Consider the following 23430-nt stretch of genomic DNA (forward strand, 5'->3'; position numbering starts at 1 on the left):
CCTGGCCGACAGGCGGTTGCTAGCCTGTCACATGACGGTAAAGGAGGGCCCGGCCCATGGCGAAATCCAGCTGGTCCTATCTGAAGGGCGAGCGACGGATCGGCGAGTACGAGGAACTCACCCTGCGCTCCGTCGGCCATTGGTGGATCGGCGACGATCCGCAATGGCCGGAGGAAGTGCGGGAGGCGTTCCATGTCCGCTCCGAGACCGGCATCGACATCGTCGAGCCGACCCGCCTGCACCTTGGCGATCGCGGCGCCTTCCGCGACCCCTTCAAGCTGACCTATCGCAGCTACAACCTGCAGCAGGACGGCGAGGAGAAGAAGCTGGACGGGCTGATCGAGGGCGCGAAGGCGGCCGACGCCTTCGCCGGCCTGGACGGCGCGCGGCAGCCCGGCCTGGCGGCGATCCTCGACAGCTACATCCCCGGCATGCGGCACGCCTTCTGGGGCTTCAGCCTGCTGCAGACCTACGGCGCCGCCTATACCCCGGCCGGCACCGCGATGAACGTGCTGCAGTTCCAGGCCTTCGACTGCATGCGGCATGCCCAGCGTTTCGTGGAACTGGCCTGGGAGCTGCCGCCCGGTGCCGCCGCGGGCGCGGAGGCGGAGCCCTGGATGACCTGGGCGCCGCTGCAGCCCCTGCGCCGCTTCGTGGAAATGTCGCTGTGCAATTTCGACTGGGCGGAGAACCTGGTCCTGCTGAACCATGTCCTGCTGCCGCTGTTCCAGCCGGCGCACCATGCCCTGATGGTCGACATCCCGCGGGCGCATGGCGACTGGGTGCTGCCGCAGTACTGGCTGCGCCTGGAGGAGGACATGAAGCGCCACATGGCCCAGGGCCGCGCCTTCGCGGCCGCGGTGATCAAGCATGACGAGCGAAACAGGGACATCGTCCAGGACTGGATCGACCGCTGGCAGGCGCCGGCGCAGGAGGCGGCCGACGCGCTGGGGCCGGTGATCGATGCTGCGGCCGGTGCGCCGGCCTATGGGGCGATCCGGACCGAGGCCCGGGCCGCCTGGGAGGCGCAGCTGGCGGAATGCGGCCTGCAGCCGGCGGCGGCCGCTGCCGCCACAACCGAGGGAGAGCGCGATGTCGCCGTCGGTGTTCCGGGATAACAGCGGCCATGTCGCCATGGAGCTGATGAAGGGCGAGGTGGCCGACGCCGTGCTCGAGGCGGTGCGCGAAACCCATGACGGGGTCAGCGTCAGCGAACTGCCCGGCTATGTCATCATCGAGGTGAAGGGCCGGCTGGACCTGGAGGCCGAGGCGGTGCGCGACGAACTCGGCCGCGACGACTGGGTGATGACGGACCTGAACGAGATCATGCACGCCTTCGCCGGCAATGTGGAAACCTTCACGGTCGACCGGCTGGTGCTGTCGCGACCGCAGAAATGACAGGAGGCGCCCCGATGTCCGACCGGCCCGCAGCCCAGACCCCGCCGCGCGACATGGACAGGTACTACCGCGAAACGTCGCGCGGGCTGTACTGGGAACCGAGCTACGTGCCGAAGGAGGGGATCTACCCGCAGCGCTATGCGCCCCAGGCCAGCCGGATCCACGTCCACAACTGGGACCAGTGGGAAGATCCGTTCCGCATGTTCTATCGCGAATATGTGCGGATCCAGGCGAAGAAGGAGACCTCCTACCACGCCATCGCCGATGCCAACCAGCGCTTCGAAGCGGCGAAGCGCATCGACCGGCGCTGGGTGGAGGGGATGAAGCTGTACATGGCGGCGCTGGCGCAGAGCGAGAATTTCAGCGCCAACCTGATGACCCGCATGGCCCGCTTCATTCCGATGCCGTCCTTCAGCCAGGCCGCGATGTACCAGGCGATGGACGAGATGCGGCACGGCCAGAACGACGTCAACTACATGCGCTGGCTGAACAAGCATTACGACGGCGTCGACGACTGGCTGACCTGGTTCCAGCGGCACTGGCTGTTCCAGACCGCCCGCACCTCGTTCGAGCATCTGTTCGTCAGCGACCCGTTCGAGATGGTGATCGGCGTCAACGGCGTGTTCGAGGCGGGCTGGACCAACCTGCTGTTCGTCGCCACCCCGGCTGTGGCGGTCGCCAATGGCGATGTCATGTTCGGCCAGCACCAGCTGACCACCCAGACCGACGAGACCCGGCATATCGCCATCGGCATGACCGGGATGCGGATCCTGCTGGAGGCCGATCCCCGCAACGTGCCGGTGGTGCAGGAATGGTTCGACAAGTGGAGCTGGCTGCTGCACCGCCTGGTGGGCGCGCCGACCAGCATCTTCATCGACTATTTCGGCAAGTCGAAGGTGATGTCCTACAAGGAGGCCTTCCAGCACTACTACCTGCAGAACTATATCGGCGGCCTGATCGAGGATCTGGGGCCGCTGGGCCTGAAGCCGCCGCGCTTCCTGGACCTGATGCTGCAGGAGAACGAGATCTACAGCCACGCGGTCTGGAAGAACCTGTTCGAGGGCAAGCAGGCGCATTTCCACCAGGTGGAGGCGCCGTCCGCCGAGGAGCGCGCCTGGTTCGCGGAGAAGTATCCGCTGTACGGCAAGCTGTACGAGCCGTTCTGGCAGGCGCATGACGGCGGCGACCCGCTGGACGTGAACGCGCCGCCGCTGCACTGCAAGGTCTGCCAGTTCCCGCTGATGATGGTGGATGCGGAGAACAAGCCGATGTTCCGCCACCGTCATCATGACGGCCCGGACGGCGGGCAGGAGCTCTATTTCTGCTCGGAGGCCTGCGACTGGATCTACGGCCTGGATCCGGAGAAGTACCTGCGCATGCTGACCCAGGACGAGATGCTGGCCCGCGGCCTGCTGCAGCCCGACCAGATGCCCCGCTTCTGGGGCCTGGAGCATGCCAATACCGGCGAACTGCACCGCTGAGGGGGATCGAGCATGGCCGTTCTGGTGCGACTGGAGAACGAGATGCCGCCGGTGCTGATCCCGCCCTATTCGCTGGGCGCGGACACGCCGGTGGCGGAGGTGATGCAGGCCGCCTGCGACTTCTTTCGGCAGGACCCGGCGACCGCCACCCTGTGGAACATGGTGACCGGCGCGCCTGTGCCGGTGGAAGGCACCCTGGCCGATCACGGGCTGGGCGACTGGTCGGCGCTGACCCTGGGCCTGCCGCCGGGCCAGCCCTACCGCCGCACCTCGTTCGGCTGACCCCCGAAAGGGATCTGACGTCATGACCGGTGAAGACGATGACGATATCGAGGTGTTCGTCTGCCTCAATGTCGACTGCAAGAGCCGTGGCGCGCAGGAGCTGCTGGACCGGCTGAACGACAGGGTGGAGGAGGCCGGGCTCGACCAGGTGGCGCCGGAACCGTATCTCTGCTTCTCCGCCTGCCAGCACGGCCCGAATGTGGTGATCCCGTCGCGGCGCTGCTGGCTCTCCGGTGTGTCGGCCGACGATGTCGACGAGGTGGTGGCCTTCCTGGCCGGCGGGCCTGAGCCGGCCCGGCTGAAGGCGAAGAACGACCCGAAGCTGGAGAAGTTCATCTTCGACATCATCGATGCCGGCCTGCTGCCGGGCCGGGGCGACTTCTTCTCGTGACCGCATCTGCCGCCTTCCGTCCCGCCTTTCCCGCTGGCCTGCTGGCCGGCGCGCCGGAGGATTCCGACGGCGGCGAGCCGCTGGCGGCCTATCGCGAGCGCGGCGGCTATGACCTCTGGCAGGGCCTGCCGGCGGCCGATGCCGGATCGCTGCTGGCGAAGCTGCAGGCTGCCGCCCTGGCCGGCCGTGGCGGGGCGCAGTTCCCGGCGCACCGGAAACTACGCGCGGTCCGCGACCGGCCGGGGTCGGACAAGGTCGTGGTGGTGAACGGCAGCGAGCACGAGCCGGGCTCCGTGAAGGACCGCATGCTGCTGGCGCGGCTGCCGCACCAGGTGCTGGAGGGCGCCCTGCTGGCGGCCGGCCTGGTCGGCGCCGGGCGCATCCTGGTCGCGGTGAACGCGGAGGCGCAGGCGGCGCTGGCGGCGATCCGCGCAGCGGCGGACGCATGGCGCGCCGCCTGGCCCGCGGCGGCGTCCGCCTGTGCGGTCGAGGTGGTGCCGGTGCCCGACGCCTATCTGGTGGGGGAGGAGACCGCCCTGCTGGAGGTGCTGGAGGGCCGCGAGCCGTTGCCGCGGCAGCGCCCGCCCTATCCGACCGAGGCCGGGCTGGGCGGCCGTCCGACCCTGGTCCACAACGTGGAGACCCTGGCCTGGCTGCCGCCGGTCCTGGGGGCGGCTGCGGGGGGCATGGCGGCGTCGATGCTGTGCAGCCTGGGGCCGGAATTCGCACATCCCGGCGTGCATGAGGTGCCGCTGGGGATGCCGCTGCGCGACCTGCTGTACGGCATCGGCGGCGGCCTGCGCGACGGTGCGGTGCTGCAGGCGGTGCAGGTCGGCGGGCCCGCTTTGGCCTTCCTGGGGCCGGACCGGTTCGACCTGCCGCTCGACGAAGCGGCGCTGCGGGCCGCGGGGAGCGGGCTGGGCTGCGGCGTGGTCCGGGGCTTCTCCGAACGGGACTGCATGATCGACGTGCTCGCCGCGCTGATGGCGTTCTTCGCCGAAGCCTCCTGCGGGCAATGCCCGGAATGCCGGATGGAGACGAACATGTGCCTGGCGATCCTGCGCCAGGTGCAGGCGGGCAAGGGCAGCGAGGCGCTGCTGGCCCGCATCCCGCAGCTGTTCGAACTGGCCGAGGGCAAGGGGCTGTGCGGCCTGATCGCCATGCCGCAGGCGCCCCTGCGCAGCGGCCTGCAGCTGTTCGAAGGCGCCTTTGCCGCCCATCTGTCGGGCGCCCCGTGCCCGGTCTGCAGGGAAAGCGTGACCCGTCTGGCCGGCTAGGCGGCGATGGCCGAGGAGACCCAGCCGGGCCTGCCGCGCGACATCCATTTCGGCAGCGCCGGGGTCCGGGACATCGCCGCCGGCGTCACCCTGCTCGCCCGCCTGGTGGGCGCCGCCTATGGCCCGCATGGCGGCCGGGTGATGCTGGAGCGGGCCTTCGACACGCCGCTGCATGCGAGGGACGCGGAACGGATCTGCCGCGACTTCGCCCTGGACGATCCCCTGGCCGAGATCGGCGTGCGCCTGGTGCGGGAGCTGCAGTTGCGCACCCGCCGTGCCGCCGGCGATGGCGGCGCGACGGCGACCTTGCTGTTCGATGCCATGCTGCGCGAAGGGCTGCGGCTGCTGGCCGGCGGCATCCAGCCGCGGGCCCTGGCGGCCGGCCTGGAGGCGGCCGCGCGTGAGGCCGACACGCTGCTGCAGACGCAGACACGGCCGGTGCGTGGCGCCGCTGCACGGCGGGCGCTGGCACAGGGCATTGCCGGTGACCGGGCGCTCGGCGACCTGCTGGCGCTGGCGATGGTGGCAGCGGGCCGCGACGGCGTCGTGCTGGTCGAACCGTCACGCCGAAAGGAAAGCGAGGTCGCACGGGAGACCGGCTTCCGGTTGCAGGCCGGCTATGCCAGCCCGCTGATGGCTGCCGACACGCTGCGCCTGCAGACCCGGCTTGACGCCCCGGAGATCTTCGTCGCCCTGGACAGGGTCGACGGCCGCGACATGGTGCTGCCGCTGCTGGAACGTGCCGTGGCGCGCGCGCGTCCGGTGCTGCTGGTGGCGCCGGAGGTGGCGGGGGCGGCCTTGGCCACCCTGGCGGCCAATGCCGCGCGGCGCGGCGCGGCTGCGGCGGTGGTGGCGGTGGCCCTGCCGGGGCATGGCACAGGCCGCGAGGAACAGCTGCAGGACCTGGCCGCCGCGACCGGGGCCCGGCCGGTTACGGCGGCGCGCGACCTGGCGGAGGCCGGCGCGCTGGATGCCCTGGCCGGCGTCGCGGGCGAGGCGCTGATCGGCAAAGGGGCGAGCGTGATCCGGGGCGGCCGGGCCGATCCCCTGCTCCGCCGCCTGCGGCTCCGCGCGATCGACGCGGCCTGTGCCGGCTGGCCGACCGAGCATGAGCGCGAGCAGCTGCAGCGGCGGCGCGGCAACCTGAGCGGGCGCACCGTACTGCTGCGGATCGGCGGCGACACCGACCCGGAAGCCGGGGAACGGCTGCATCGTGCGGAAGCCGCCCTGCGCGGCTATGGCCAGGCGCTCCGGGATGGCGTCCTGCCCGGGGCCGGAGTCGCCCTGCTGCGCGCGGCGGCGGCGCTGCCGGCCGCCCCGGGCGGCGACAGGACGGATCCCGGCCGGGCCGTGCTGCGCCGCGCCCTGTCGCGTCCGGCGGCGCGGCTGCTGGTCAATGCCGGGGTGCCGCAGCCGGCCCGGGCGGCGATCCTGGATCGCTGGAGTGCGAGCCGGGGCGCAATCGTCCTGCCGGGCAGCAGCGACGGGCGGCGGCGCATTGCGCCGCCGATGTCCGCCACCGCCCTGCGTGCCGGCCTGCGGGCCGCCGCCGCGATGGCGGCGATGCTGCTGACCGCGAGCGTCGTGGTCACCGACCGGCAGGACCCCGGCTGAGGCGCATCGCCGGCCGTGGCGTCACCCGGCAGGCGGCCGAAACGCCCGCCGCGCCGCTGCCGCTTCCGGCCGGATCGCGCAGCCCGGCGCATGGTCGTTGATCAGGCCCATCGCCTGCAGGAAGGCATGCACGGTTGTCGGTCCGACGAACCGCCAGCCGCGCTTCTTGAGGGCTTTCGACAGGGACTCCGACACCGCGGAGACCGGCGCCGCATGCGGCGGCAGGTCGGCCGGATCGGGCTCGTGCCGCCAGAGCCAGGCGGCGAAGGAGCCCTCCTGTGCCACCAGGTCCTGCAGGCGCTGTGCGTTGTTGATCGCGGCCTCGATCTTGCCGCGATGGCGGACGATGCCGGCATCGGCCAGGAGCCGCGCGACATCCCGCTCGTCGTAGCGCGCGACCTTCGCCGCCTCGAAATTGTCGAAGGCGGCGCGGAAATTCTCCCGCTTCGCCAGGATGGTCCGCCAGCTCAGCCCCGACTGGAAGCTCTCCAGGCAGAGCTTCTCGAACAGGCGCCGGTCGTCGGCGACAGGGAATCCCCATTCCCTGTCGTGATAGTCCAGGAATTCCGGTGCGCCGCCGCACCAGCGGCAGCGCGGGCGCCCGTCAGGCGCCTGAAACAGCTCGCTCACGACAGCAGGAAGGCAAGGCGGTCGTCGGCGCGCGCCGGCGCCAGTTCGACGATCCTTGGCCGGACCACGCCTTCCGCGACGAACGGGTCTTCGGCCACCCGCCGCTCCAGGTCGGTGCGGGACAGGCCGTGCGCCACGATGCCGCCGCCGCCATCGTCACCTTCGCCGGGTGCCAGGCTGCCGGCGACCAGGAAGACCCCGTCGTCGAAGCCGCGTTTCAGCCAGGCCTTATGCCCATCCATATGCTGCGCGGCTGTCTGCCGGTTCGCGCCGAAGGTCAGGGTGACGAAGAACATTGCGGTCTCCTTGTGCTGTCTGCCGCAGCTGCTACGCGGCGGCGATCTGTGTCTCCAGCCAGTCGCACATCGCGGCGACCTCCCGGGCGACGAAAGCCTCGTCCCGGTAGGCATTGGCCAGGGTCGCGACCCCCTGGCTGCGGGCCAGGAGGTGCATGGCCAGCACATCGGCATCCGCAGTGCGGCCGGCCAGCTCGAACTGCCGGCGCAGCCAGGTCCGGAACAGGTCGAACAGCGCCACGGCCTCCCCCTGCGCGGGATGGCGGAGCTTGGCCAGTTCCGTGGCAAGGGTGCCGACCGGGCAACCGAAGGCCATGATCGACTCCCGGTTGCGGAGCAGGATTCCGATGAAGCTGCGGATGCGCGCGGCGGGATCGGCGTCCTGCGCCGCCCACGCCTGCAGTATCGCGTGGGTATCGTCCAGGCGGCGCGCGACCACCGCGTCCAGGATCTCGTCCTTGCTGCGGAAGTGATAGTAGAAATTGCCGCGCGAGATCTTCACCGCCGCGGCGATGTCGGCGAACGAGGTGGTCTCGAAGCCCTGCCGGTAGAACAGCCTGTCGGCCGCCGCGACGATCTGTTCCCGTGTCGATTCTCCACCCGCCATTGGCACCCCCACCCGCATTCCGGCGCCGCATGCCGGGATCAGGTCTAGGACAATTGACCTAATTTCTAGGACGTTTGTCCCAGACGGTCAAGCGCCCCTGCACGGTACGCGCCGGGTGAACCGCGGCGCGGCCCGGCCTATACTGAGCCGGGGCGCGGACCACGGCCCGCGTCGCAGTCAGGCCGCAAGGATGCAGGTCCGCCAGGAACAGGGGGCGAGATGGCGACGATCAGCCGCGAACGCTATGCGGAGATGTACGGGCCGACGACAGGCGACGGCATCCGGCTCGGCGATACCGCCCTGGTGGCGGAGATCGAGCATGACCATGCCGTCTATGGCGAGGAATGCCTGCATGGCGGCGGCAAGACCCTGCGCGACGGCATCGGCCTGGCCGCGGGGCTGACATCGGCGCAGGGTGCGCTGGACATGCTGCTGGTCAATGCCGTGGTCATCGACCCGGTAATCGGCATCGTGAAGGGCGATATCGGCATCCGGGACGGCCGCATCGTCGGCATCGGCAAGTCCGGCAACCCGGCGATCATGGACGGGGTGGACCCGCGGCTGATCCCCTCGGCCGCCACCACCGTGCGTGACTGCGAGGGGCTGATCGCCACCCCGGGCGCGATCGACGTGCATGTGCATTTCGACTCAGCCCAGCTCTGCGAACATGCGATCGCGTCCGGCATCACCACGATGATCGGCGGCAGCCTGGGGCCGATCACCGTCGGCATCGATTCCGGCGGGCCGTTCAACACAGGCAAGATGCTGCAGGCCTCGGAAGCCTGGCCGATCAATTTCGGCTTCCTGGGCCGCGGCAATTCGCACCGTCCCGCCTCCCTGGTGGAGCAGATCGAGACCGGCGTGCTGGGACTGAAGATCCACGAGGATTGGGGCGCGATGCCGGCCTGCATCGACACCTGCCTCGCGGTCGCCGACGAACTGGACTTCCAGGTCCAGCTGCACACCGACACCCTGAACGAGAGCGGCTTCCTGGAGCAGACCCTGGCCGCGATCGCCGGCCGCACCATCCACATGTACCACACCGAGGGTGCCGGCGGCGGCCATGCCCCCGACATCATCCGCGTCGCGGGGGAGGCGAACTGCCTGCCCTCTTCGACCAACCCGACCAATCCGTTCACGGTGAACACCTTCGACGAACATCTCGACATGACGATGGTGTGTCATCACCTGAATCCGTCGATCCCGGAGGATGTCGCCTTCGCCGAAAGCCGCATCCGCGCCCAGACCATCGCGGCGGAGGATGTGCTGCACGATATCGGCGCGATCTCGATGCTGGGCTCCGACAGCCAGGGCATGGGCCGCATCGCCGAGGTGGTCTGCCGCACCTGGCAGCTGGCGTCGAAGATGCGGGAGCAGCGCGGCCGCCTGCCCGAAGAAACGACCCGGATCGGCGACAATGCGCGGATCCGCCGCTATATCGCGAAGTATACGATCAATGCCGCCCGCACCTTCGGCATCCACGACCATGTCGGCTCGCTGGAAGACGGCAAGATGGCGGACGTGGTGCTGTGGAAGCCAGGCTCCTTCGGCATCAAGCCGGAGCTCGTGGTGAAGGGCGGCTTCATCGCGTGGGGCGCGATGGGCGACAGCGCCGCCTCCCTGATGAGCTGCGAGCCGCTGGCGATGCGGCCGCAATGGGGTGCCTTCGGCCGGACCAAGCAGGATCTCAGCGCCTGCTTCGTGAACCCGCTGGCGATCGCGGGCGGGCTGCAGGACCGGCTGGGCATGTCGAAGGCATTGCTGCCGGCGCGGGGCACCCGCTGGATCTCAAAGACAGACATGCTGCACAACACGGCCGTTCCCCAAATGCGGGTCGACCCGCAGACCTTTGACGTCTTCGTTGACGGCGAACTGGCGATCTGCGCGCCGGCGGAGCGGCTGCCGCTGACCCAGCGCTACATGCTGCGCTGACCGTGGCGGTGGCACGGGCGGAAGCGGCGTGGGAATCAGCCGCCCATCATCTGGACCTGCAGTTCCGTGCCGACGGTCGCGGCCGCAGCTACCTGCACCGGCAGTATGTCCGCTATCCCTTCCACCTGACCCGGCCGTTCTACCTGGACCGGCCGCAGCTGCCTGGCCTGGCGACCCTGTATCTGCAGTCCGCGGCCGGCGGCCTCTATGGCGGCGACCGGCTGACGATGGAGATCGCGGTGGCGGCCGGCGCGACCGCCCAGGTCACCAGCCAGTCCTCCACCATCGTGCATCGCGCCCATGGCGGTGCCGGCGCCAGTCTGGCCACCCGGATCATCCTGGAAGGCGGAGCTTTCCTGGCCCTGACCCCGGATCCGACCATCCTGTTCCCGGAGGCAGAGCTGTCGACCGGCACCACGGCCCTGCTGCCCGCCGATGCCACCCTGATCCTGGGAGAGGCGCTGCTGGGCCATGACCCGGAAGCGGGCGCAGGCGGCGCGATGCGGCCTGTGGGCCGCTTCTTCAGCGAGGTGCGGATCGAGGTGCCGGGCCTGGGCCGTGCCGTCGACCGGCAGGCCTTCGACCGCCAGGCGGTCCCGACGGCCCTGGATCCGGATGCGGGCCTCGGCGGCGGCGCCGGCCATGCCGCGCAGGCCGCCTTCTATTGCATCGGCCCGGCCTTCCGCGGCGGCAATCCGGTCGACCTGCTGGCCGGCCTGATACCGCCGGACGGCGCCATCTGGGGTGCGGACGAACTGCCCGGCGGGCTCGGCATCTGGGTGCGGGTCCTGGCACCGTCGGGCCATCTGCTCACCGCGGCCATGGCGGCGCTGTTCGCCGCGTCCTTCACCCGCCACTTCGGTACGGCGCCGGCGCCCCGCCGGAAATAGCGGGGCGCCGCGCCTGTTCCGGATCAGGCGTCGGGTGCGGCCTCGGCGCCGATCACCTTGTCCCACTCGCAGGGCAGCGGCTTCGGGCTTTCAACCAGGGCCTTCGCCTGGCTGCGCTGCGCCGGGTTCATGTCCTGCCACAGGGACTGGGCCCGGTCCCTGGCGCCGTCGACCTTCTTCGCCTCGGCCTGGCGCAGCCAGGCATAGGCGACCGGCGGGTTCTCGGCCGTGCCGACGATGCCGGCGGCCGCGCGGCGCATCAAGCGGACCCCGTCGACGACGTCGCCGGCATAGACCTTGCCCACCTTGTAGGATGCCGGGCCATAGCCCTGGGCGGCGGAGGCGCAGAGCCACTGCACCGCCTTCTTGGTGTCATAGAGGCCGGCCTTCTTGCCGGCGCCGATCAGGTTGCAGCACAGTGCCTCGCCCACCTTGTACTGGGCTTCGGCATCGCCGGCCTTCGCCTTGTCGATATTCTCGTCGTAGATCACCTGATCCTTGGCGACACTGGCGCCTTCCATCACAGGTGCCGCGCAGGCGCCGAGCAGCCCCGCGGCTGCGACCAGCGTTGCGATACGTGCGAGCATGTCCGGATTTCCCCCGTTGTCGAATGGCCGCTGAAGCGGTGCGGGGAGAATAATCCGCGCTGGCGGGACCCGGCCAGTGTCCGATCGGCTCAGCCGATCACGGCGCCGAAGTTCATGTAGACGGTCGCCATGAAGGCGAGGATCAGCAGCAGGCAGAGCATGGTTGCCACCAGCCAGGAAAGGGACCGGCCCTGACCTTGCGCCTGCAGGTTTAACAAAACGGAAATGGCTGGCGCGGGGCGCTCAACGGTCTGCCTCTTCGTCCCGCCAGTATCTGCCGCAGGCCGCGTACAGATAGCCTGCCGACCAGGTCAGCAGCATGAAGCCGCCGAGGGACTGCAGCATCGTCACCATGCGCAATGGCCCGCTGACCTCCAGCTGGGCATAGCCGAGGGTCGTGTAGTTGATGCCGGCGATATAGAGCAGATCGACCGGCGCGACGGCAGGCAGGCTGGCGGGCCAGAGCCAGGCGGACAGGACAGCCAGGATAGCGGCGAAGGCGACGATCTCGACAATATGGACCAGCGCCAGCAGGGCGAAGACGCAGAAGGTCACCCAGTGCTTGCCCAGCCGCTGCCGCGGCACAAGGGCGCTGATGCGCAGCAGCAGGACGTTGTGCAGCAGTGCCGCTGCCACGATGGAGCAGATTCCCAGTGCCAGTCCGAGCAGCATGAGCAATGCCCCCTTCCGTTTCGTCGCGGGATGCGGGGCCGCGCCATCCGTTTGCCGCGGCCCGGAAGAACGCAATGGGCAGGTGGCGCCGGGGGTTCCCCGGCGGGGCGCAGCCTGGCGAGGCAGTGCAGCCGGTCGGCCCCTTCAGCGTCACCGGCAGGCGGCAGGCATGGGGGCGGCCTTCGATGCCGCTTGTCTGGCAGCGCGCATTCGACCACCCTTCCGGGAGCGTTTCACGGCCCGAGGGGCCGATCATCCTGGGCTGACCCATTGCCGGCATGACCCGATACTCCGCCTTCTCGCTGCTGCGTCATGCCGTGACCGGACATCGCGGCTGGCGCCCCGCCTGGCGCAAGGCGGAGCCGAAGCCGTCCTACGACGTGATCGTCGTCGGCGGGGGTGGGCATGGCCTGGCCGCCGCCTACTACCTGGCGAAGGAGCATGGCATCACCAACGTCGCCGTGCTCGAGCGCGGCTGGCTCGGCAGCGGCAATGTCGGGCGGAACACAACCATCGTCCGGTCCAACTACCTGCTGCCGGAGAATATCCGCTTCTACGAGATGGGCATGAAGCTGTGGGAGGGGCTGTCACAGGAGCTGAACTTCAACGTCATGTTCTCCCAGCGCGGGGTGCTGAACCTGGCGCATTCGCCGGCACAGTTCGACGCCTACGCCCGGCGCGGCAATGCCATGCTGCTGGACGGCGCCGATGCGGTGCTGCTGGACCGCGCCGAGGTGGCGGAGATGGTGCCGGGGCTCGACACTTCCGACGCGGCCCGCTTTCCGATCCTGGGCGGCCTGCTGCAGCCGCGGGCCGGCACGGCGCGCCATGACGCGGTGGCCTGGGGCTATGCCCGTGCGGCCGACCGGCTGGGTGTCGACATCGTCGAGAACTGCGCCGTCACCGGCTTCCTGCGCGACGGCGACCGCATCACCGGGGTCGAGACGGTGCGCGGCCCGATCCGCGCTGCAAAGGTCGCCGTGTCGGTCGCCGGCCATACCTCCGAGGTGCTGCGCCTGGCCGGGATCGAGGACCTGCCGATCGAGAGCCATGTCCTGCAGGCCTTCGTCACCGAGCCGCTGAAGCCGCTGCTGGATACCGTCGTGACCCTTGGGGTGGGGCATCTCTATATCAGCCAGTCCGACAAGGGCGGGCTGGTCTTCGGCGGCGACCTGGACGGCTACAACTCCTATGCCCAGCGCGGCGGCCTGCCGGTGTTCGAGGATGTGGCCGGGCTGGCGGTCGCCGCTTTCCCGGCCTTGTCCCGCCTGCGGGTGGTGCGCAACTGGGGCGGCGTGGTCGACATGTCGATGGACGGCAGCCCGATCATCTGCACCGGCCCGCTGCCCGGCATGTACCTGAATGCCGGCTGGAACTATGGCGGCTTCAAGGCCACCCCGGCCGCCGGCTGGTGCCTCGCCTGGACGGTGGCGAAGGACGAAGCCCATCCGCTCAACGCCGCCTTCACCCTGGACCGCTTCCGCACCGGCCGCCTGCTGGACGAAAAGGGCGCCGGTCCGGTGCCGCGGCTGCACTGAGGGCGGGGCGATGCGGATCACCTGTCCCGTCTGCGGTCCCCGTTCCGTCGCCGAGTTCGCCTATGGCGGCGATGCGACCGTGGCGCGTCCCGCGCTCGACGCCCCCGCCGCCGACTGGCACCGCGCGGTCTATGCCCGCCGCAATCCGAAGGGGCTGCATCGCGAGCATTGGCAGCATGTCGGCGGCTGCCGTGCCTGGCTGGAGGTGGAGCGCGACACGGCCAGCCATGCCGTCGCCGGGGTGCGGCTGATCGGCCCCTGGGGCGGCGGCGAAGGGGGGCAGGAGGGGTGAGCGGCTGGCGATTGGAAAGCGGCGGCGCCCTGCTCGACCGGGAGAAGGCGCTGTCCTTCCGGTTCAACGGCGCGCATCTTACCGGGCTGGCCGGCGACAGCCTGGCCTCCGCCCTGCTGGCCGCCGGGCGGACACTGGTGGGCCGCAGCTTCAAGTATCATCGGCCGCGCGGGATCTTTTCCGCCGGGCCGGAAGAGCCCAGCGCCCTTGTCACCCTGCATGAGGGGCCGCGCACCGAGCCGAACAGCCGCGCCACCATGGTGGAGCTCTACGAGGGCCTCGTGGCGCACAGCCAGAACCACTGGCCGTCGCTGGAGCTGGATGCCGGCGCTCTGGCCGGCCTGGTCGCGCCGCTGCTGCCGGCGGGCTTCTACTACAAGACCTTCATGGCTGGCGGGCAGCGCGGCTGGCACCACATGGAGCGCCATATCCGGCGTGCCGCCGGCCTGGGCCGCGCCAGCCTGGAAGCCGATCCCGACAGCTACGATCAGCGCCACGCCTTCTGCGACGTGCTGGTGGTCGGTGCCGGTCCGGCCGGCCTGCAGGCGGCGCGCGCCGCCGCCGCGGCCGGGGCGCGGGTGATCCTGGCGGACGAGCAGGCGGTGCCCGGCGGCAGCCTGTGGGAGGCGCAGGGCCAGCTCGACGGCATGGCGCCGGGCGACTGGGGTCAGGGCCGGTTTCAGGCGCTGGCCGCGCTGTCCAACGTCACCCTGCTGCCGCGCACCACGGTGGTCGGCTACTATGACGGCAACCGGCTGGCGGCGGTGGAGCGGCTGACCGACCATCTGCCGCCCGGCTCATCGGCCGGGCCGCGCCAGCGCCTGTGGAAGCTGCAGGCCGCCGAGGTGGTGATCGCCGCCGGCGCGACGGAGCGCCCGATCGTCTTTCCCGGCAACGACCGGCCCGGCGTGATGCTGGCCGGCGCCGCCCTGCGGTTCGCGGCACGGCAGGCGGTGGCGGCCGGCCGCAGCCCGGTCCTGTTCACCTGCCATGACGGCGGCCATGACTGCGCCTTCGCCCTGCACGATCTGGGCGTGCCGGTCACGATGATCGTGGACTGCCGCGGCCAGGTCCCGCAGCGCCTGCGCGACGGTGCGGCGCAGCGCGGGATCACGCTGCGCGCCGGCGCCGTCGTCTGCGAGGCCGGCGGCGGGGCGAAGGGGCTGTCCCGGCTGTCGGTCGCGGAATGGGATGGTGCCCGGCCCCGCGGCCGGGTGGAACGGGTGGTGGCCGACGCCCTGCTGGTCGCCGGCGGCTGGACCCCGAACCTGCAGCTGCCGGCACAGGCCGGCGGCCCGCCGGTCTTCGATGTGGACCGCCTGGCCTTCCTGCCCGGCACGGCGCGGGAGCGCTGGCGGACCGCCGGGGCGGCGGCCGGCCTGGCCGGCCTGCGCGCCTGCCTGGACAGCGGTGCTGAAGCCGGCGCCGCGGCGGCACGGGCCGCCGGCTTCGATGCCGACCCGGCGCCGACCCCGGCGATCGAGGGGACGGGGCCCGCGGAAGGCGGCGGAGCCATCGCCCCCCTGTGGGAAGTGCCGCCGCGGCGCGGCCGCGGCAAGGCGTTCGTGGACCTGCAGAACGACGTGACGGCGGAGGATGTGCGGCTCGCCGCGCGCGAGGGCTATCGTTCGGTCGAGCATCTGAAGCGCTACACGACATTGGGCATGGCGCCGGACCAGGGCCGGACCGGCAACCTGAACGGCCTGGCAATCCTGGCTGCGGCGACCGGCCGACCGATCGCGGAGACTGGCACGACGACATTCCGCCCGCCGGCCGTGCCGGTGGCCCTGGGGCCGGTGGCCGGCACGGCGACGGCTGCGCATGTCCGCCCGGTCCGCCGCACCCCGATGCACGACTGGCATGTGGGTGCAGGTGCGGAGATGCTGGCTGCCGGCCTGTGGATGCGGCCGCGGGTCTATCGCCGCGAGGGCGAGAGCCTGGAGCAGGCCTATGTGCGGGAAGCCCGGCATGTCCGCGACGCGGTCGGCATCGTCGATGTCTCGACCCTCGGCAAGATCGACGTGCAGGGGCCCGACGCGGCGGAATTCCTGAACCGGATCTATGCCAACGGCTTCGCGAAGCTGCCCGTGGGCAAGGCCCGCTATGGCGTGATGCTGCGCGACGATGGCCTGGTCTTCGACGACGGCACCACGTGGCGGCTGTCGGAGCATCACTTCCTGATGACGACCACCACCGCCAACGCCGCCGCGGTGCTGACACATATGGAGTACCAGCTGGCCGTGGCCTGGCCGGAGCTGCGGGTGCACCTGGCCTCCGTCACCGACCAGTGGGCGGCGATGGCGGTGGCCGGACCCCGTTCGCGGCAGGTCCTGCAGGCCTGCGTGACAGACCTGGACCTGGGCAATGCCGCCTTTCCGATGATGGCGGTCGGCGCCGGCACCCTCTCCGGCATGCCGGTGATGGTCGCGCGGCTGTCGTTCTCGGGCGAGCTGGCCTTTGAGGTCTATGCCCCGGCTCATCTGGGCCGTCCGGTGTGGGAGGCCCTGATCGCGGCCGGCAAACCGCAGGGCATCATGCCCTACGGCACCGAGGCGCTGGGCACCCTGCGGATCGAGAAGGGGCATGTTTCCGCGCCCGAACTCGACGGCCGCGCCACCCTGGACGATCTGGGTCTGGGGCGGATGGTGTCGACGAAGAAGCCCTATATCGGCCGTGCCCTGATCGACCGCCCCGGCCTGACCGCGCCGGACCGGCGGGTGCTGGTGGGGTTGAAGGCGCTGGAGGGCCGGGCGCTGCGCGCCGGCGCGCATCTCGTCGCTGCGCTGGCACCGCCGGGTCGTGGCACGGCGGAGCAGCACAAGCTGGGGCCCAGCCTGGGCCATGTCACCTCCGCCACCTACAGCCCGGCGACGGAAGGCTATGTCGCGCTGGCGCTGCTGGCCGGCGGGCGGGCGCGCATGGGAGAGACCCTGACCGCTGCCGACCCTCTGCGCTGGGACAGCCAGCGGGTCGAGGTGGTGGCGCCCTGCTTCGTGGACCCGGAGGGGAGCCGGATGCATGGCTGATCCTGCGCCGCACCAGCCGGTCTTTCCGGAGCTGTTTCCGCGCCGTCCCGCCATGGCCGGGCGGCCGGCGCCCCTGCTGCTGCGCGAGCTGCGCCCGGCGGGTTGCGCGGAAGTGGCGTTCTGGCCGCAGCGGGCGGCGGAGGGCACGGCAGCCTTGCGCGACTGGTCGGGCATGGAGCTGCCGCCGGCGTCGGGCCTGTTCCGGATCGGCGGCGCCTGCCTTCTGGCAGCCACCGCCCCGGGCCGCTTCCTGGTCCTGGCCGACGGCGTCGATCCGGTGCCGGGGCTGCGGGACTGCCTGCCGGCGGAACTCGGCGCGGTGGTCGACCTGGGCCATAGCCGCTGCGGCATCCGCCTGGCCGGCCCGCCGGCGGCGGCGGTCCTGCTGAAGGGACTCGACCTGGACCTGGACCCTGCCGCCAGCCCGGTCGGCCGGGTAGCGCAGTCGGTGGTGCACCATGTCGGCGTGACCCTTCTGGCCCGGGCGCCGGAGGTCTACGACCTCTATGTCTATCGCAGCCTGGCGCTGGATTTCGCGGCCTGGATGCGAGAGGCCTGTGCGGAACATGGCGTGGCCATCGCACCGGCGGAGCCGGGCTGCATTGCCCTGGCATGAGGGGCGGCGGGCGATCGGCCGGACGGATTAAGCCCTCCTTTACCACCCGATCGTAGTCTGAATGTGTCCGCCCCTCGTAGCGGCAGGCTCCTGCTGGTGACCGGCGGGAACAGAATGAGTGCCCGACATGCGTGTGTCCCTCGGGACCAAGTATATCCTGTTCACCTGCGGCATCGCCGTCCTCGCCGCCGTATTGCTTGGCGGTTTCAACTACTATTGGGTCCGGCAGCTGAGTCTCCGGCACGCCTACGCCTCGCTCGACAACGAGGCGCAGCTGATCGCCCCGCAGATCGAGATCGCCTACGAGCGAATGCGAACCGACGCCACGGCGATCGGGGAGATGCCGCCCTTTCAGGGCATCGTCCGCGCCAGCCGCAACGGCGGCATCGACCCTGTGGACGGTTCGACGACCGCAGAGTGGCGCGACCGGCTGCAGACGATCTTCCGCGCGATCCTGCAGCGCCGGCCAGCCTACGTTCAGATGCGCTTCATCGCACTCGCCGATGGCGGAATGGAACTCGTGCGTGTTGATCGGTCGGCCGGTCGGATCTTTGCCGTCGCGGCCGGAGACCTCCAGGCCAAGGGCGACCGCCCCTATGTGCGAGAGGGCATGTCCGCCGCAGCGGACGAAGTCTATTTCTCTCAGGTCACCCCGAATTACGACCATGGCAGGGTCCAGCTAGACCTGCCGGTCATCCGTGTTGTCAGCCAGATGCGGGATGAGGCGAGCATACTGTACGGCCTCATCGTGATCAATGCGGACTATCAGGCCCTGGTTGGCAATGCCCTGACGGCCGTTGCGGTTCCGGGCGACATCTATGTGGTCACCGGGTCGGGGGATTATCTGAAGCGGGACAAGGACGGCCGCGTCCTGCCGCTGGCGGTTGCCGGCGCGGCCGACTATCGCGCGCCGGCGGCCAGTTCCGGCGACGGCGAGCTTGTCGGCGAGGCGCATTTCGATCTTGAGGGCGCAATCGGCCCCGGCCGCTCGGCGACCATCGTGCTGGCGCGGCCGGAATCGACGGTGCTTGCATCGGCAGACAGCACCAACAGCACGATCCTCGCACTTTCCGGCGGCCTGGTTGTCATGGCGGCACTGCTTGCGATGGCGGCCGCGCGACAATTCTCGCGGCCGATGCGGCAGGCCATCGCCGCGATCAGGGGTTACCGGCCGGGCACCACCAGTCTGAGCCTGCCGGTCGGGCGGCACGACGAGATCGGCGACCTGTCACGCGCTTTCGCCAGCCTGCTGGCCGAACTGGAGGCAGCGCAGATGGCGGAGCAGAAGTCGCTGGCCCGCCTCAGCACGATCATGGACAACACGGTAGACGGGCTGGTTACGGTCGATGCCACGGGCAGGGTGCGGGACTTCAATCACGGGGCCGAGAAGCTCTTCGGCTACGAAGCGTCCGAAGCGATCGGCAGCAAGATCGGCATGCTGATACCCGATGCGGACCGCCGCGAGGTCGACCGGGAATTGCGGCAGACTGCCGGCGAGAAGTCCGGCGACGCGATCGGCGTTACGCGCGAAATTTCCGGACGCCATCGCAGCGGTCGCATCCTGTCGTTGGAGCTTGCAGTGAGTGAGATCCAGGTCAGCGGCGAGCGTCTGTTCAGCGGCGTCATGCGCGACATCTCCGGGCGCAAGGCGATGGAGGCCCGGCTGGCGGCTCAGGCCGCGGCACTGCGCAAGAGCAATCAGGACCTGGAGGAGTTCGCCTATATCGCCTCCCACGACCTGAAGGAGCCGCTGCGGGCGATCAGCAACCACGTCCAGTTCCTAGCGGAGGATTGCGGCGAGGCGATCGACGAGGATAGCCGCGCGCGCATCGACCGCATACGCCTGCTGTGCCGCAAGGCCGAGCAGTTGATCAGCGATCTGCTCCACTTCTCCCGTCTCGGCCGGGCGGAACTGGCAGTGGAGAAGATCGATATGGAGGCGCTCGTCGCAGAAGTAAGGGATGGATTGTCTGACCTGCTGGCGGAGCGCGACACCGAGGTCCGGCTGATCCTGCCGCTGCCACCGGCACGGGCCGATCGGACGCGGATCGTCAGCCTCCTGCACAACCTGATGGTCAACGGCATCAAGTACAACGACAGCGAAAGGCCGCTGATCGAGATCGGCTTCGCGCCCGGCGCAGTGGGCCTGCCCGGCGGCGGAAAGGCCGGCTCCTACTTCGTCCGCGACAATGGCATCGGCATCGCCGAGGAATTCCGCGACGCGGTCTTCAAGATCTTCAAGCGGCTTCACAACGAGAAAGCCTACGGACCGGGCACCGGCGCGGGGCTGAGCTTCGCCCGCAAGATCGTGGAGCGGCATGGCGGCACCCTGCGCTTCGAGTCGGTGCCAGGCGAGGGCACGACCTTCTATTTCGACCTGCCGGAGGCAGAGACATGACTGATGTCGGCTTGAACCCGATCCTGATCGTCGACGACAGCGACGATGATTGCGAGGCGATGATGCGCGCATTGAAGCGGGGAACGGATGTGGCCAATCCAATCGTCCGGTTCGACAACGGGCAGGCGGCGCTGGATTACATTCTGGCGCCACGCAGCGATGGGAATCCCGGGCCCGGTCCGCGGCCGGCGCTGGTTCTGCTGGACCTGAACATGCCCGGTGTGGACGGGCGGCAGGTGCTCCGGGCGATCAAGGCCGACGAATCGTCGCGGACGGTCCCCGTTGTTGTCCTCACCACCTCTGACGACGACTGGGACATTCACAACTGCTACGCGGAGGGCGCCAGCACCTATATCAAGAAACCGGTCGAACTGGACGGCTTCTTCAAGGCCGTCGGCGTACTCAAGGACTACTGGCTGCAGGTCGCTCTGCTGCCGAAGGCCTAGAGACGGGGCCGGCCATGCGTATCCTGGTGATTGACGACAGTCCTGACGATCGGGAGGCGATCCGGCGCAATCTGCGGCGGACAACGGAACTGGATGTCTCGGAGGTGGTAGAGGCGGAGTCGGCGGAGCAGGGTCTGGAATGCCTGAAGGCAGATTCGTTTGACTGCGTTCTGCTCGACTTCTCGATGCCGGGGGCCAGCGGGCTGGACCTTATTCAGGAACTCCACATGCGCCATCCCGACCTGCCGATGGTGATGATCACCGGGTCGGGAAACGAAAGAGTGGCCGTCGATGCGCTGAAGGGGGGCGCGGCGGACTATGTCAGCAAGTCGGAGATCTCGACGGCTCTTCTCGCTAAGACCATCGGCGAGGCCTTGGACGCCAAACGGCAGGAAACGGAGGCCCTGCGAAGCGCGTCGGTCGACGAACTGACGGGTCTGCCCAATCGTCGTGCTTTCAATGAGCGACTGGACTATCTGGCGCATCGCGCGGAACGGCATGACATTGCCTTCGGTATCGCATTCATGGACTTGGATGGCCTTAAATCCGTGAACGACACGCATGGCCATGAGGCAGGCGACGAACTGCTGCGGCAGGCGGCGGCGCGCCTCGCCGGGTGCCTGCGCAAGAGCGATCTGCTCGCCCGGATTGGCGGTGATGAATTCGTGGCGATCCTGGAGGATCTCGAACGTGGCGAACCTGCGGTGCCGCAGACGGCGGTCGATAGGTTCGTCACGGCCATCGACGGTGCGCCGTTCGACCTCGGCGGCATCAGGGTCAGTGCCGGTATCAGCGCCGGGCTGGCCCTGTATCCGTGCGATGCACGAAGCTGCGCGGAACTCCTGCGACTGGCCGACGAGGCGATGTATCGGATCAAGAGTGCACGGAAGCGGACCATCAAGGGCGCTGGAGTGGCCGATGGCTGAGCGGGAGGATGGTGGCGACGACTGGCGGCCCAATGCCAGTCTGGGCAACGCGCTACCAGTGATGCTGTTGCGGGCGCGGGAGGCGGTCATGCAGCTCTACCGGCCGCTGTTCCGGTCGGCAGGGCTGACGGAACGGCAGTGGCGGGTGCTACGCGCGCTCTACGACGCGGACAGGCTCGAACCCTCGGAGCTGGCGCGCCAGGCCTTCATGCACCCGCCGAATGTCTCCCGCGTGCTCAACGAGATGCGGATGGCGGGTTACCTGGACCGGCTGGCCGTGGATGGCGACCAGCGCCGGGCCCAAGTCGTGCTGACCCCGGCCGGGCGGCGGCTCTGCATGCAGGTCGGCGCGGCCCTGGATGCCCGCACCGCGCAGCTGCGGCAGGTCGTGGACCGGCCCAGCCTGCTGGCGCTCACCGAACTGCTTGGTGAAATCGTCACCCTGCCGGAGCGGCACCCCTACCTCACCGACCCCGACAGCCTGCCGGGGGCCGCGCCACGATCGACTCGAGACGGCGGCCGCACGGAGGGCGGCGACACGGACGGCGGCGATGCGGACGAGGAGGCCTGACCCGGCCCGTCAGAAGTAGGGCTGCGACCAGTCCAGTTCCTTCGGGCCGATCTTTTGCCCAATGCAGCGGGCTGCGGCGAAGCCGGCGATCTCCCCGGTCTGGCTGCACCAGGGGAAGTTCCGCATCACCATGAAGATCGTGTCGTAGGTGAAGGAGAGCGAGGCGCCGGTCAGGATGAGATTGTCCACCTTCTTCGGCAGGAAGCAGCGGAACGGCACCTCGATCTCGTAGGGCCGGTGGCCGTCCCAGTGGAACGCCTTCTTCATCGGCCGGGTCACGGCGTCGGGGAAGCGTCGCTCCGCCCGCGCATCTTCCAGACTGAAGACATGCTCGCCGACCGGGTGGCGGCCGTCGCGCACGCCGACATAGCGGCCAACGCCGGCGATCGCGGCATTCTCGAAGCCGGGGACATACTTCCTCAGGAAGCCCGCCTCGGCGGCGACGAAGCCGCGCAGCAGGCGGGTGGCCAGGGCCTCGTCCGCGGCGCTTTCGTCCATGTGCAGCGCCAGTTCGTAGGGCACGTTCTGCCAGAAGCAGTAGGTACCGTCGGCGGCGATCGGGCTCATGTCCACGGTGGGATGGCCGATATAGAAGTCGCCATAGATGTTGCTGCCGGCCATGCGCGGCCGGTATAGGTCGGCCGGCAGGTCGCCGGCGGCCTGCGCCTCCGCGATCACCTTCTCCAGCAGCGGGTCCTGCGCGTCGCGCTGGTGGCGGACTACGGCGTCGAAATCGACATTGTTCATGAACCACAGCAGGCCGCCGGGGATCGGCCGCGCCACGCCGTCCCAGGCCGCCGTGTCCGGCTGGCCGCCGCCGCCGCGGACGAAGGGGGCGCCGGCACGGGCGACCAGTTCGCCGGTGCCCGACCCCTCGATGAAGATGCGGCCGGTGATCGCCTGCCGGCCGCTGGCATTCTCCACGACGATGGCGCGGATCCGGTCGTCGCCCGGGCCCTGCGCCATCACGCAGTCGACGAACCGGGTCTGGTAGAGGGCGGTGACGCCGGCCTCCTCCAGCATCTGGCTCATCACGCAGCCGGCACCTTCCGGATTGAAGGTCATCCGGGTGAACGGATCTCCCGGTGTCTTGAACCGCTCGTAGTGCGAAAGCGGATTGCCGGCCCAGTCCGGATGGGTCTTCTCCGTCGCCGTATAGATCAGGCCCTCGTCGGCGAAGCGTGCCATCAACTCGCTGTGAATGCCGCCGACTCCGGCACCGGCGGAGCCCTGCAGGCCGGAGGTATGGACCCCGCCGGGCATGTCGAACTTCTCCACCAGGATGACCTTCGCGCCCATCCGCGCCGCCTGCAGGGCGGCGGCGAAGCCGCCAGGTCCGGCGCCCACGACGACGATGTCGGCGTCATGCTCCACCGGCACCGTCCGTTCCTCGTGAATCGCAGGCATCGGGGCCTGGGGCCCGTCGGGACCGTTGCTGCTCATCGCTCGCCTCCGCGAAATCGGCGAATAGTTATTATGATAATGATCATGGGGCAATACCGCCTCATTGCAATGCGTGAATGCCCTGTTCAGGGAAATTCGTTCGGCACCGCCGGGCCG

24 protein-coding genes are annotated in these 23430 nt (G+C 69.8%); 17 read left to right on the forward strand and 7 right to left on the reverse strand.

The annotated features are described in order from the left end of the window. Nucleotides 1-56: 56 nt before the first annotated feature. The 7 genes from ACFOGJ_RS14555 to ACFOGJ_RS14585 are packed head-to-tail and all read left to right on the forward strand — an operon-like array spanning nt 57 to nt 6443. Nucleotides 57-1118, forward strand: a complete 1062-nt coding sequence (locus ACFOGJ_RS14555) for a hypothetical protein (RefSeq protein ID WP_379901595.1) — start codon at nt 57-59, stop codon at nt 1116-1118. Next, nucleotides 1093-1398 carry an MmoB/DmpM family protein gene (locus ACFOGJ_RS14560; RefSeq protein WP_379901597.1) on the forward strand — a complete coding sequence of 102 codons (306 nt, stop codon included), beginning with the start codon at nt 1093-1095 and terminating at the stop codon, nt 1396-1398. The genes ACFOGJ_RS14555 and ACFOGJ_RS14560 overlap by 26 nt, the downstream gene beginning before the upstream one ends. 14 nt (nt 1399-1412) lie before the next feature. After that, nucleotides 1413-2879 carry a hypothetical protein gene (locus ACFOGJ_RS14565; protein ID WP_379901599.1) on the forward strand — a complete coding sequence of 489 codons (1467 nt, stop codon included), beginning with the start codon at nt 1413-1415 and terminating at the stop codon, nt 2877-2879. Between the two features lie 12 nt (nt 2880-2891). After that, nucleotides 2892-3161, forward strand: coding sequence for a hypothetical protein (locus ACFOGJ_RS14570; RefSeq protein ID WP_379901601.1), 270 nt, complete (start codon nt 2892-2894; stop codon nt 3159-3161). A 22-nt stretch (nt 3162-3183) separates the two neighbouring features. Beyond that, nucleotides 3184-3552, forward strand: a complete 369-nt coding sequence (locus tag ACFOGJ_RS14575; RefSeq protein WP_379901603.1) for a (2Fe-2S) ferredoxin domain-containing protein — start codon at nt 3184-3186, stop codon at nt 3550-3552. Then, complete coding sequence (locus ACFOGJ_RS14580) at nt 3549-4829, forward strand: NADH-ubiquinone oxidoreductase-F iron-sulfur binding region domain-containing protein (protein ID WP_379901605.1); 1281 nt, start codon at nt 3549-3551, stop codon at nt 4827-4829. The genes ACFOGJ_RS14575 and ACFOGJ_RS14580 overlap by 4 nt, the downstream gene beginning before the upstream one ends. 6 nt (nt 4830-4835) lie before the next feature. Next, complete coding sequence (locus ACFOGJ_RS14585) at nt 4836-6443, forward strand: TCP-1/cpn60 chaperonin family protein (protein ID WP_379901607.1); 1608 nt, start codon at nt 4836-4838, stop codon at nt 6441-6443. Between the two features lie 21 nt (nt 6444-6464). Here the strand turns inward: ACFOGJ_RS14585 and ACFOGJ_RS14590 are convergent, their stop codons facing one another. Genes ACFOGJ_RS14590 through ACFOGJ_RS14600 form a run of 3 tightly spaced genes read right to left on the reverse strand, consistent with a single transcriptional unit; the run spans nt 6465 to nt 7976 of the window. Then, the gene (locus ACFOGJ_RS14590; RefSeq protein ID WP_379901609.1) at nt 6465-7073 is read right to left on the reverse strand and encodes a DNA-3-methyladenine glycosylase I; all 609 of its coding nucleotides are present in this window, start codon (nt 7071-7073) and stop codon (nt 6465-6467) included. Beyond that, nucleotides 7070-7369, reverse strand: coding sequence for a YciI family protein (locus ACFOGJ_RS14595; protein WP_379901611.1), 300 nt, complete (start codon nt 7367-7369; stop codon nt 7070-7072). The genes ACFOGJ_RS14590 and ACFOGJ_RS14595 overlap by 4 nt, the downstream gene beginning before the upstream one ends. A 31-nt stretch (nt 7370-7400) precedes the next feature. Further along, nucleotides 7401-7976, reverse strand: coding sequence for a TetR/AcrR family transcriptional regulator (locus ACFOGJ_RS14600; protein ID WP_379901613.1), 576 nt, complete (start codon nt 7974-7976; stop codon nt 7401-7403). Nucleotides 7977-8195: 219 nt separating this feature from the next. Between ACFOGJ_RS14600 and ureC the strand changes: the two genes are divergently transcribed. Together ureC and ACFOGJ_RS14610 are read left to right on the forward strand one after the other, a co-directional pair. Further along, nucleotides 8196-9908 carry an urease subunit alpha gene (gene ureC / locus ACFOGJ_RS14605; RefSeq protein ID WP_379901615.1) on the forward strand — a complete coding sequence of 571 codons (1713 nt, stop codon included), beginning with the start codon at nt 8196-8198 and terminating at the stop codon, nt 9906-9908. Nucleotides 9909-9910: 2 nt separating this feature from the next. After that, entirely contained in the window at nt 9911-10798 is an 888-nt protein-coding gene (locus tag ACFOGJ_RS14610; RefSeq protein ID WP_379901617.1) for an urease accessory protein UreD, read from the forward strand. Between the two features lie 23 nt (nt 10799-10821). Here ACFOGJ_RS14610 and ACFOGJ_RS14615 read toward each other — a convergent pair whose 3' ends face one another. The 3 genes from ACFOGJ_RS14615 to ACFOGJ_RS14625 form a co-directional block, all read right to left on the reverse strand. Beyond that, complete coding sequence (locus ACFOGJ_RS14615; RefSeq protein WP_379901619.1) at nt 10822-11385, reverse strand: hypothetical protein; 564 nt, start codon at nt 11383-11385, stop codon at nt 10822-10824. Nucleotides 11386-11474: 89 nt separating this feature from the next. After that, a complete protein-coding gene (locus ACFOGJ_RS14620) occupies nt 11475-11603 on the reverse strand; it encodes a hypothetical protein (protein WP_379901621.1) in 129 nt (42 codons plus the stop codon). Between the two features lie 25 nt (nt 11604-11628). Beyond that, the gene (locus tag ACFOGJ_RS14625) at nt 11629-12057 is read right to left on the reverse strand and encodes an ion channel (RefSeq protein WP_379901623.1); all 429 of its coding nucleotides are present in this window, start codon (nt 12055-12057) and stop codon (nt 11629-11631) included. A gap of 278 nt (nt 12058-12335) precedes the next feature. On the opposite strand from ACFOGJ_RS14625, the gene ACFOGJ_RS14630 reads away from it, so the two are divergent. The 8 genes from ACFOGJ_RS14630 to ACFOGJ_RS14665 all read left to right on the forward strand — a co-directional run bounded on the left by ACFOGJ_RS14630 (nt 12336) and on the right by ACFOGJ_RS14665 (nt 21870). Further along, nucleotides 12336-13595: a sarcosine oxidase subunit beta family protein gene (locus tag ACFOGJ_RS14630; RefSeq protein WP_379901625.1), complete on the forward strand. Its 1260-nt coding sequence runs from the start codon at nt 12336-12338 to the stop codon at nt 13593-13595. Between the two features lie 10 nt (nt 13596-13605). Continuing rightward, on the forward strand, nt 13606-13887 hold the full coding sequence (locus ACFOGJ_RS14635) for a sarcosine oxidase subunit delta (protein ID WP_379901627.1): 282 nt from the start codon (nt 13606-13608) through the stop codon (nt 13885-13887). After that, nucleotides 13884-16913, forward strand: a complete 3030-nt coding sequence (locus ACFOGJ_RS14640; protein ID WP_379901629.1) for a sarcosine oxidase subunit alpha family protein — start codon at nt 13884-13886, stop codon at nt 16911-16913. The genes ACFOGJ_RS14635 and ACFOGJ_RS14640 overlap by 4 nt, the downstream gene beginning before the upstream one ends. Then, complete coding sequence (locus tag ACFOGJ_RS14645; protein ID WP_379901631.1) at nt 16906-17529, forward strand: sarcosine oxidase subunit gamma family protein; 624 nt, start codon at nt 16906-16908, stop codon at nt 17527-17529. Before ACFOGJ_RS14640 ends, ACFOGJ_RS14645 begins: the two co-directional genes overlap by 8 nt. A 127-nt stretch (nt 17530-17656) precedes the next feature. Further along, on the forward strand, nt 17657-19927 hold the full coding sequence (locus ACFOGJ_RS14650) for a sensor histidine kinase (protein WP_379902541.1): 2271 nt from the start codon (nt 17657-17659) through the stop codon (nt 19925-19927). Next, nucleotides 19924-20373: a response regulator gene (locus ACFOGJ_RS14655; protein ID WP_379901633.1), complete on the forward strand. Its 450-nt coding sequence runs from the start codon at nt 19924-19926 to the stop codon at nt 20371-20373. Before ACFOGJ_RS14650 ends, ACFOGJ_RS14655 begins: the two co-directional genes overlap by 4 nt. Before the next feature lie 14 nt (nt 20374-20387). Beyond that, nucleotides 20388-21299: a diguanylate cyclase domain-containing protein gene (locus ACFOGJ_RS14660; protein ID WP_379901635.1), complete on the forward strand. Its 912-nt coding sequence runs from the start codon at nt 20388-20390 to the stop codon at nt 21297-21299. After that, complete coding sequence (locus ACFOGJ_RS14665; protein WP_379901637.1) at nt 21292-21870, forward strand: MarR family transcriptional regulator; 579 nt, start codon at nt 21292-21294, stop codon at nt 21868-21870. The genes ACFOGJ_RS14660 and ACFOGJ_RS14665 overlap by 8 nt, the downstream gene beginning before the upstream one ends. A gap of 9 nt (nt 21871-21879) precedes the next feature. Here the strand turns inward: ACFOGJ_RS14665 and ACFOGJ_RS14670 are convergent, their stop codons facing one another. Next, entirely contained in the window at nt 21880-23313 is a 1434-nt protein-coding gene (locus ACFOGJ_RS14670) for an FAD-dependent oxidoreductase (RefSeq protein WP_379901639.1), read from the reverse strand. Nucleotides 23314-23430 lie beyond the last annotated feature (117 nt).

The organism is Marinibaculum pumilum, assembly GCF_042646425.1.
Classification (GTDB): Bacteria; Pseudomonadota; Alphaproteobacteria; order Ferrovibrionales; family Ferrovibrionaceae; genus Marinibaculum; species Marinibaculum pumilum.

Bases quoted from the DNA above. Each gene is read 5' to 3' on its own strand.
- ACFOGJ_RS14670 (WP_379901639.1), bottom strand. From the start codon at position 23,313: ATGAGCAGCAACGGTCCCGACGGGCCCCAGGCCCCGATGCCTGCGATT.
- ACFOGJ_RS14565 (WP_379901599.1), top strand. From the start codon at position 1,413: ATGTCCGACCGGCCCGCAGCCCAGACCCCGCCGCGCGACATGGACAGG.
- ACFOGJ_RS14665 (WP_379901637.1), top strand. From the start codon at position 21,292: ATGGCTGAGCGGGAGGATGGTGGCGACGACTGGCGGCCCAATGCCAGT.
- ACFOGJ_RS14650 (WP_379902541.1), top strand. From the start codon at position 17,657: ATGCGTGTGTCCCTCGGGACCAAGTATATCCTGTTCACCTGCGGCATC.
- ACFOGJ_RS14575 (WP_379901603.1), top strand. From the start codon at position 3,184: ATGACCGGTGAAGACGATGACGATATCGAGGTGTTCGTCTGCCTCAAT.
- ACFOGJ_RS14560 (WP_379901597.1), top strand. From the start codon at position 1,093: ATGTCGCCGTCGGTGTTCCGGGATAACAGCGGCCATGTCGCCATGGAG.
- ACFOGJ_RS14600 (WP_379901613.1), bottom strand. From the start codon at position 7,976: ATGGCGGGTGGAGAATCGACACGGGAACAGATCGTCGCGGCGGCCGAC.
- ACFOGJ_RS14630 (WP_379901625.1), top strand. From the start codon at position 12,336: ATGACCCGATACTCCGCCTTCTCGCTGCTGCGTCATGCCGTGACCGGA.
- ACFOGJ_RS14570 (WP_379901601.1), top strand. From the start codon at position 2,892: ATGGCCGTTCTGGTGCGACTGGAGAACGAGATGCCGCCGGTGCTGATC.
- ACFOGJ_RS14555 (WP_379901595.1), top strand. From the start codon at position 57: ATGGCGAAATCCAGCTGGTCCTATCTGAAGGGCGAGCGACGGATCGGC.
- ACFOGJ_RS14660 (WP_379901635.1), top strand. From the start codon at position 20,388: ATGCGTATCCTGGTGATTGACGACAGTCCTGACGATCGGGAGGCGATC.
- ACFOGJ_RS14615 (WP_379901619.1), bottom strand. From the start codon at position 11,385: ATGCTCGCACGTATCGCAACGCTGGTCGCAGCCGCGGGGCTGCTCGGC.
- ACFOGJ_RS14635 (WP_379901627.1), top strand. From the start codon at position 13,606: ATGCGGATCACCTGTCCCGTCTGCGGTCCCCGTTCCGTCGCCGAGTTC.
- ACFOGJ_RS14625 (WP_379901623.1), bottom strand. From the start codon at position 12,057: ATGCTGCTCGGACTGGCACTGGGAATCTGCTCCATCGTGGCAGCGGCA.
- ACFOGJ_RS14595 (WP_379901611.1), bottom strand. From the start codon at position 7,369: ATGTTCTTCGTCACCCTGACCTTCGGCGCGAACCGGCAGACAGCCGCG.
- ACFOGJ_RS14645 (WP_379901631.1), top strand. From the start codon at position 16,906: ATGGCTGATCCTGCGCCGCACCAGCCGGTCTTTCCGGAGCTGTTTCCG.
- ureC (WP_379901615.1), top strand. From the start codon at position 8,196: ATGGCGACGATCAGCCGCGAACGCTATGCGGAGATGTACGGGCCGACG.
- ACFOGJ_RS14585 (WP_379901607.1), top strand. From the start codon at position 4,836: ATGGCCGAGGAGACCCAGCCGGGCCTGCCGCGCGACATCCATTTCGGC.
- ACFOGJ_RS14655 (WP_379901633.1), top strand. From the start codon at position 19,924: ATGACTGATGTCGGCTTGAACCCGATCCTGATCGTCGACGACAGCGAC.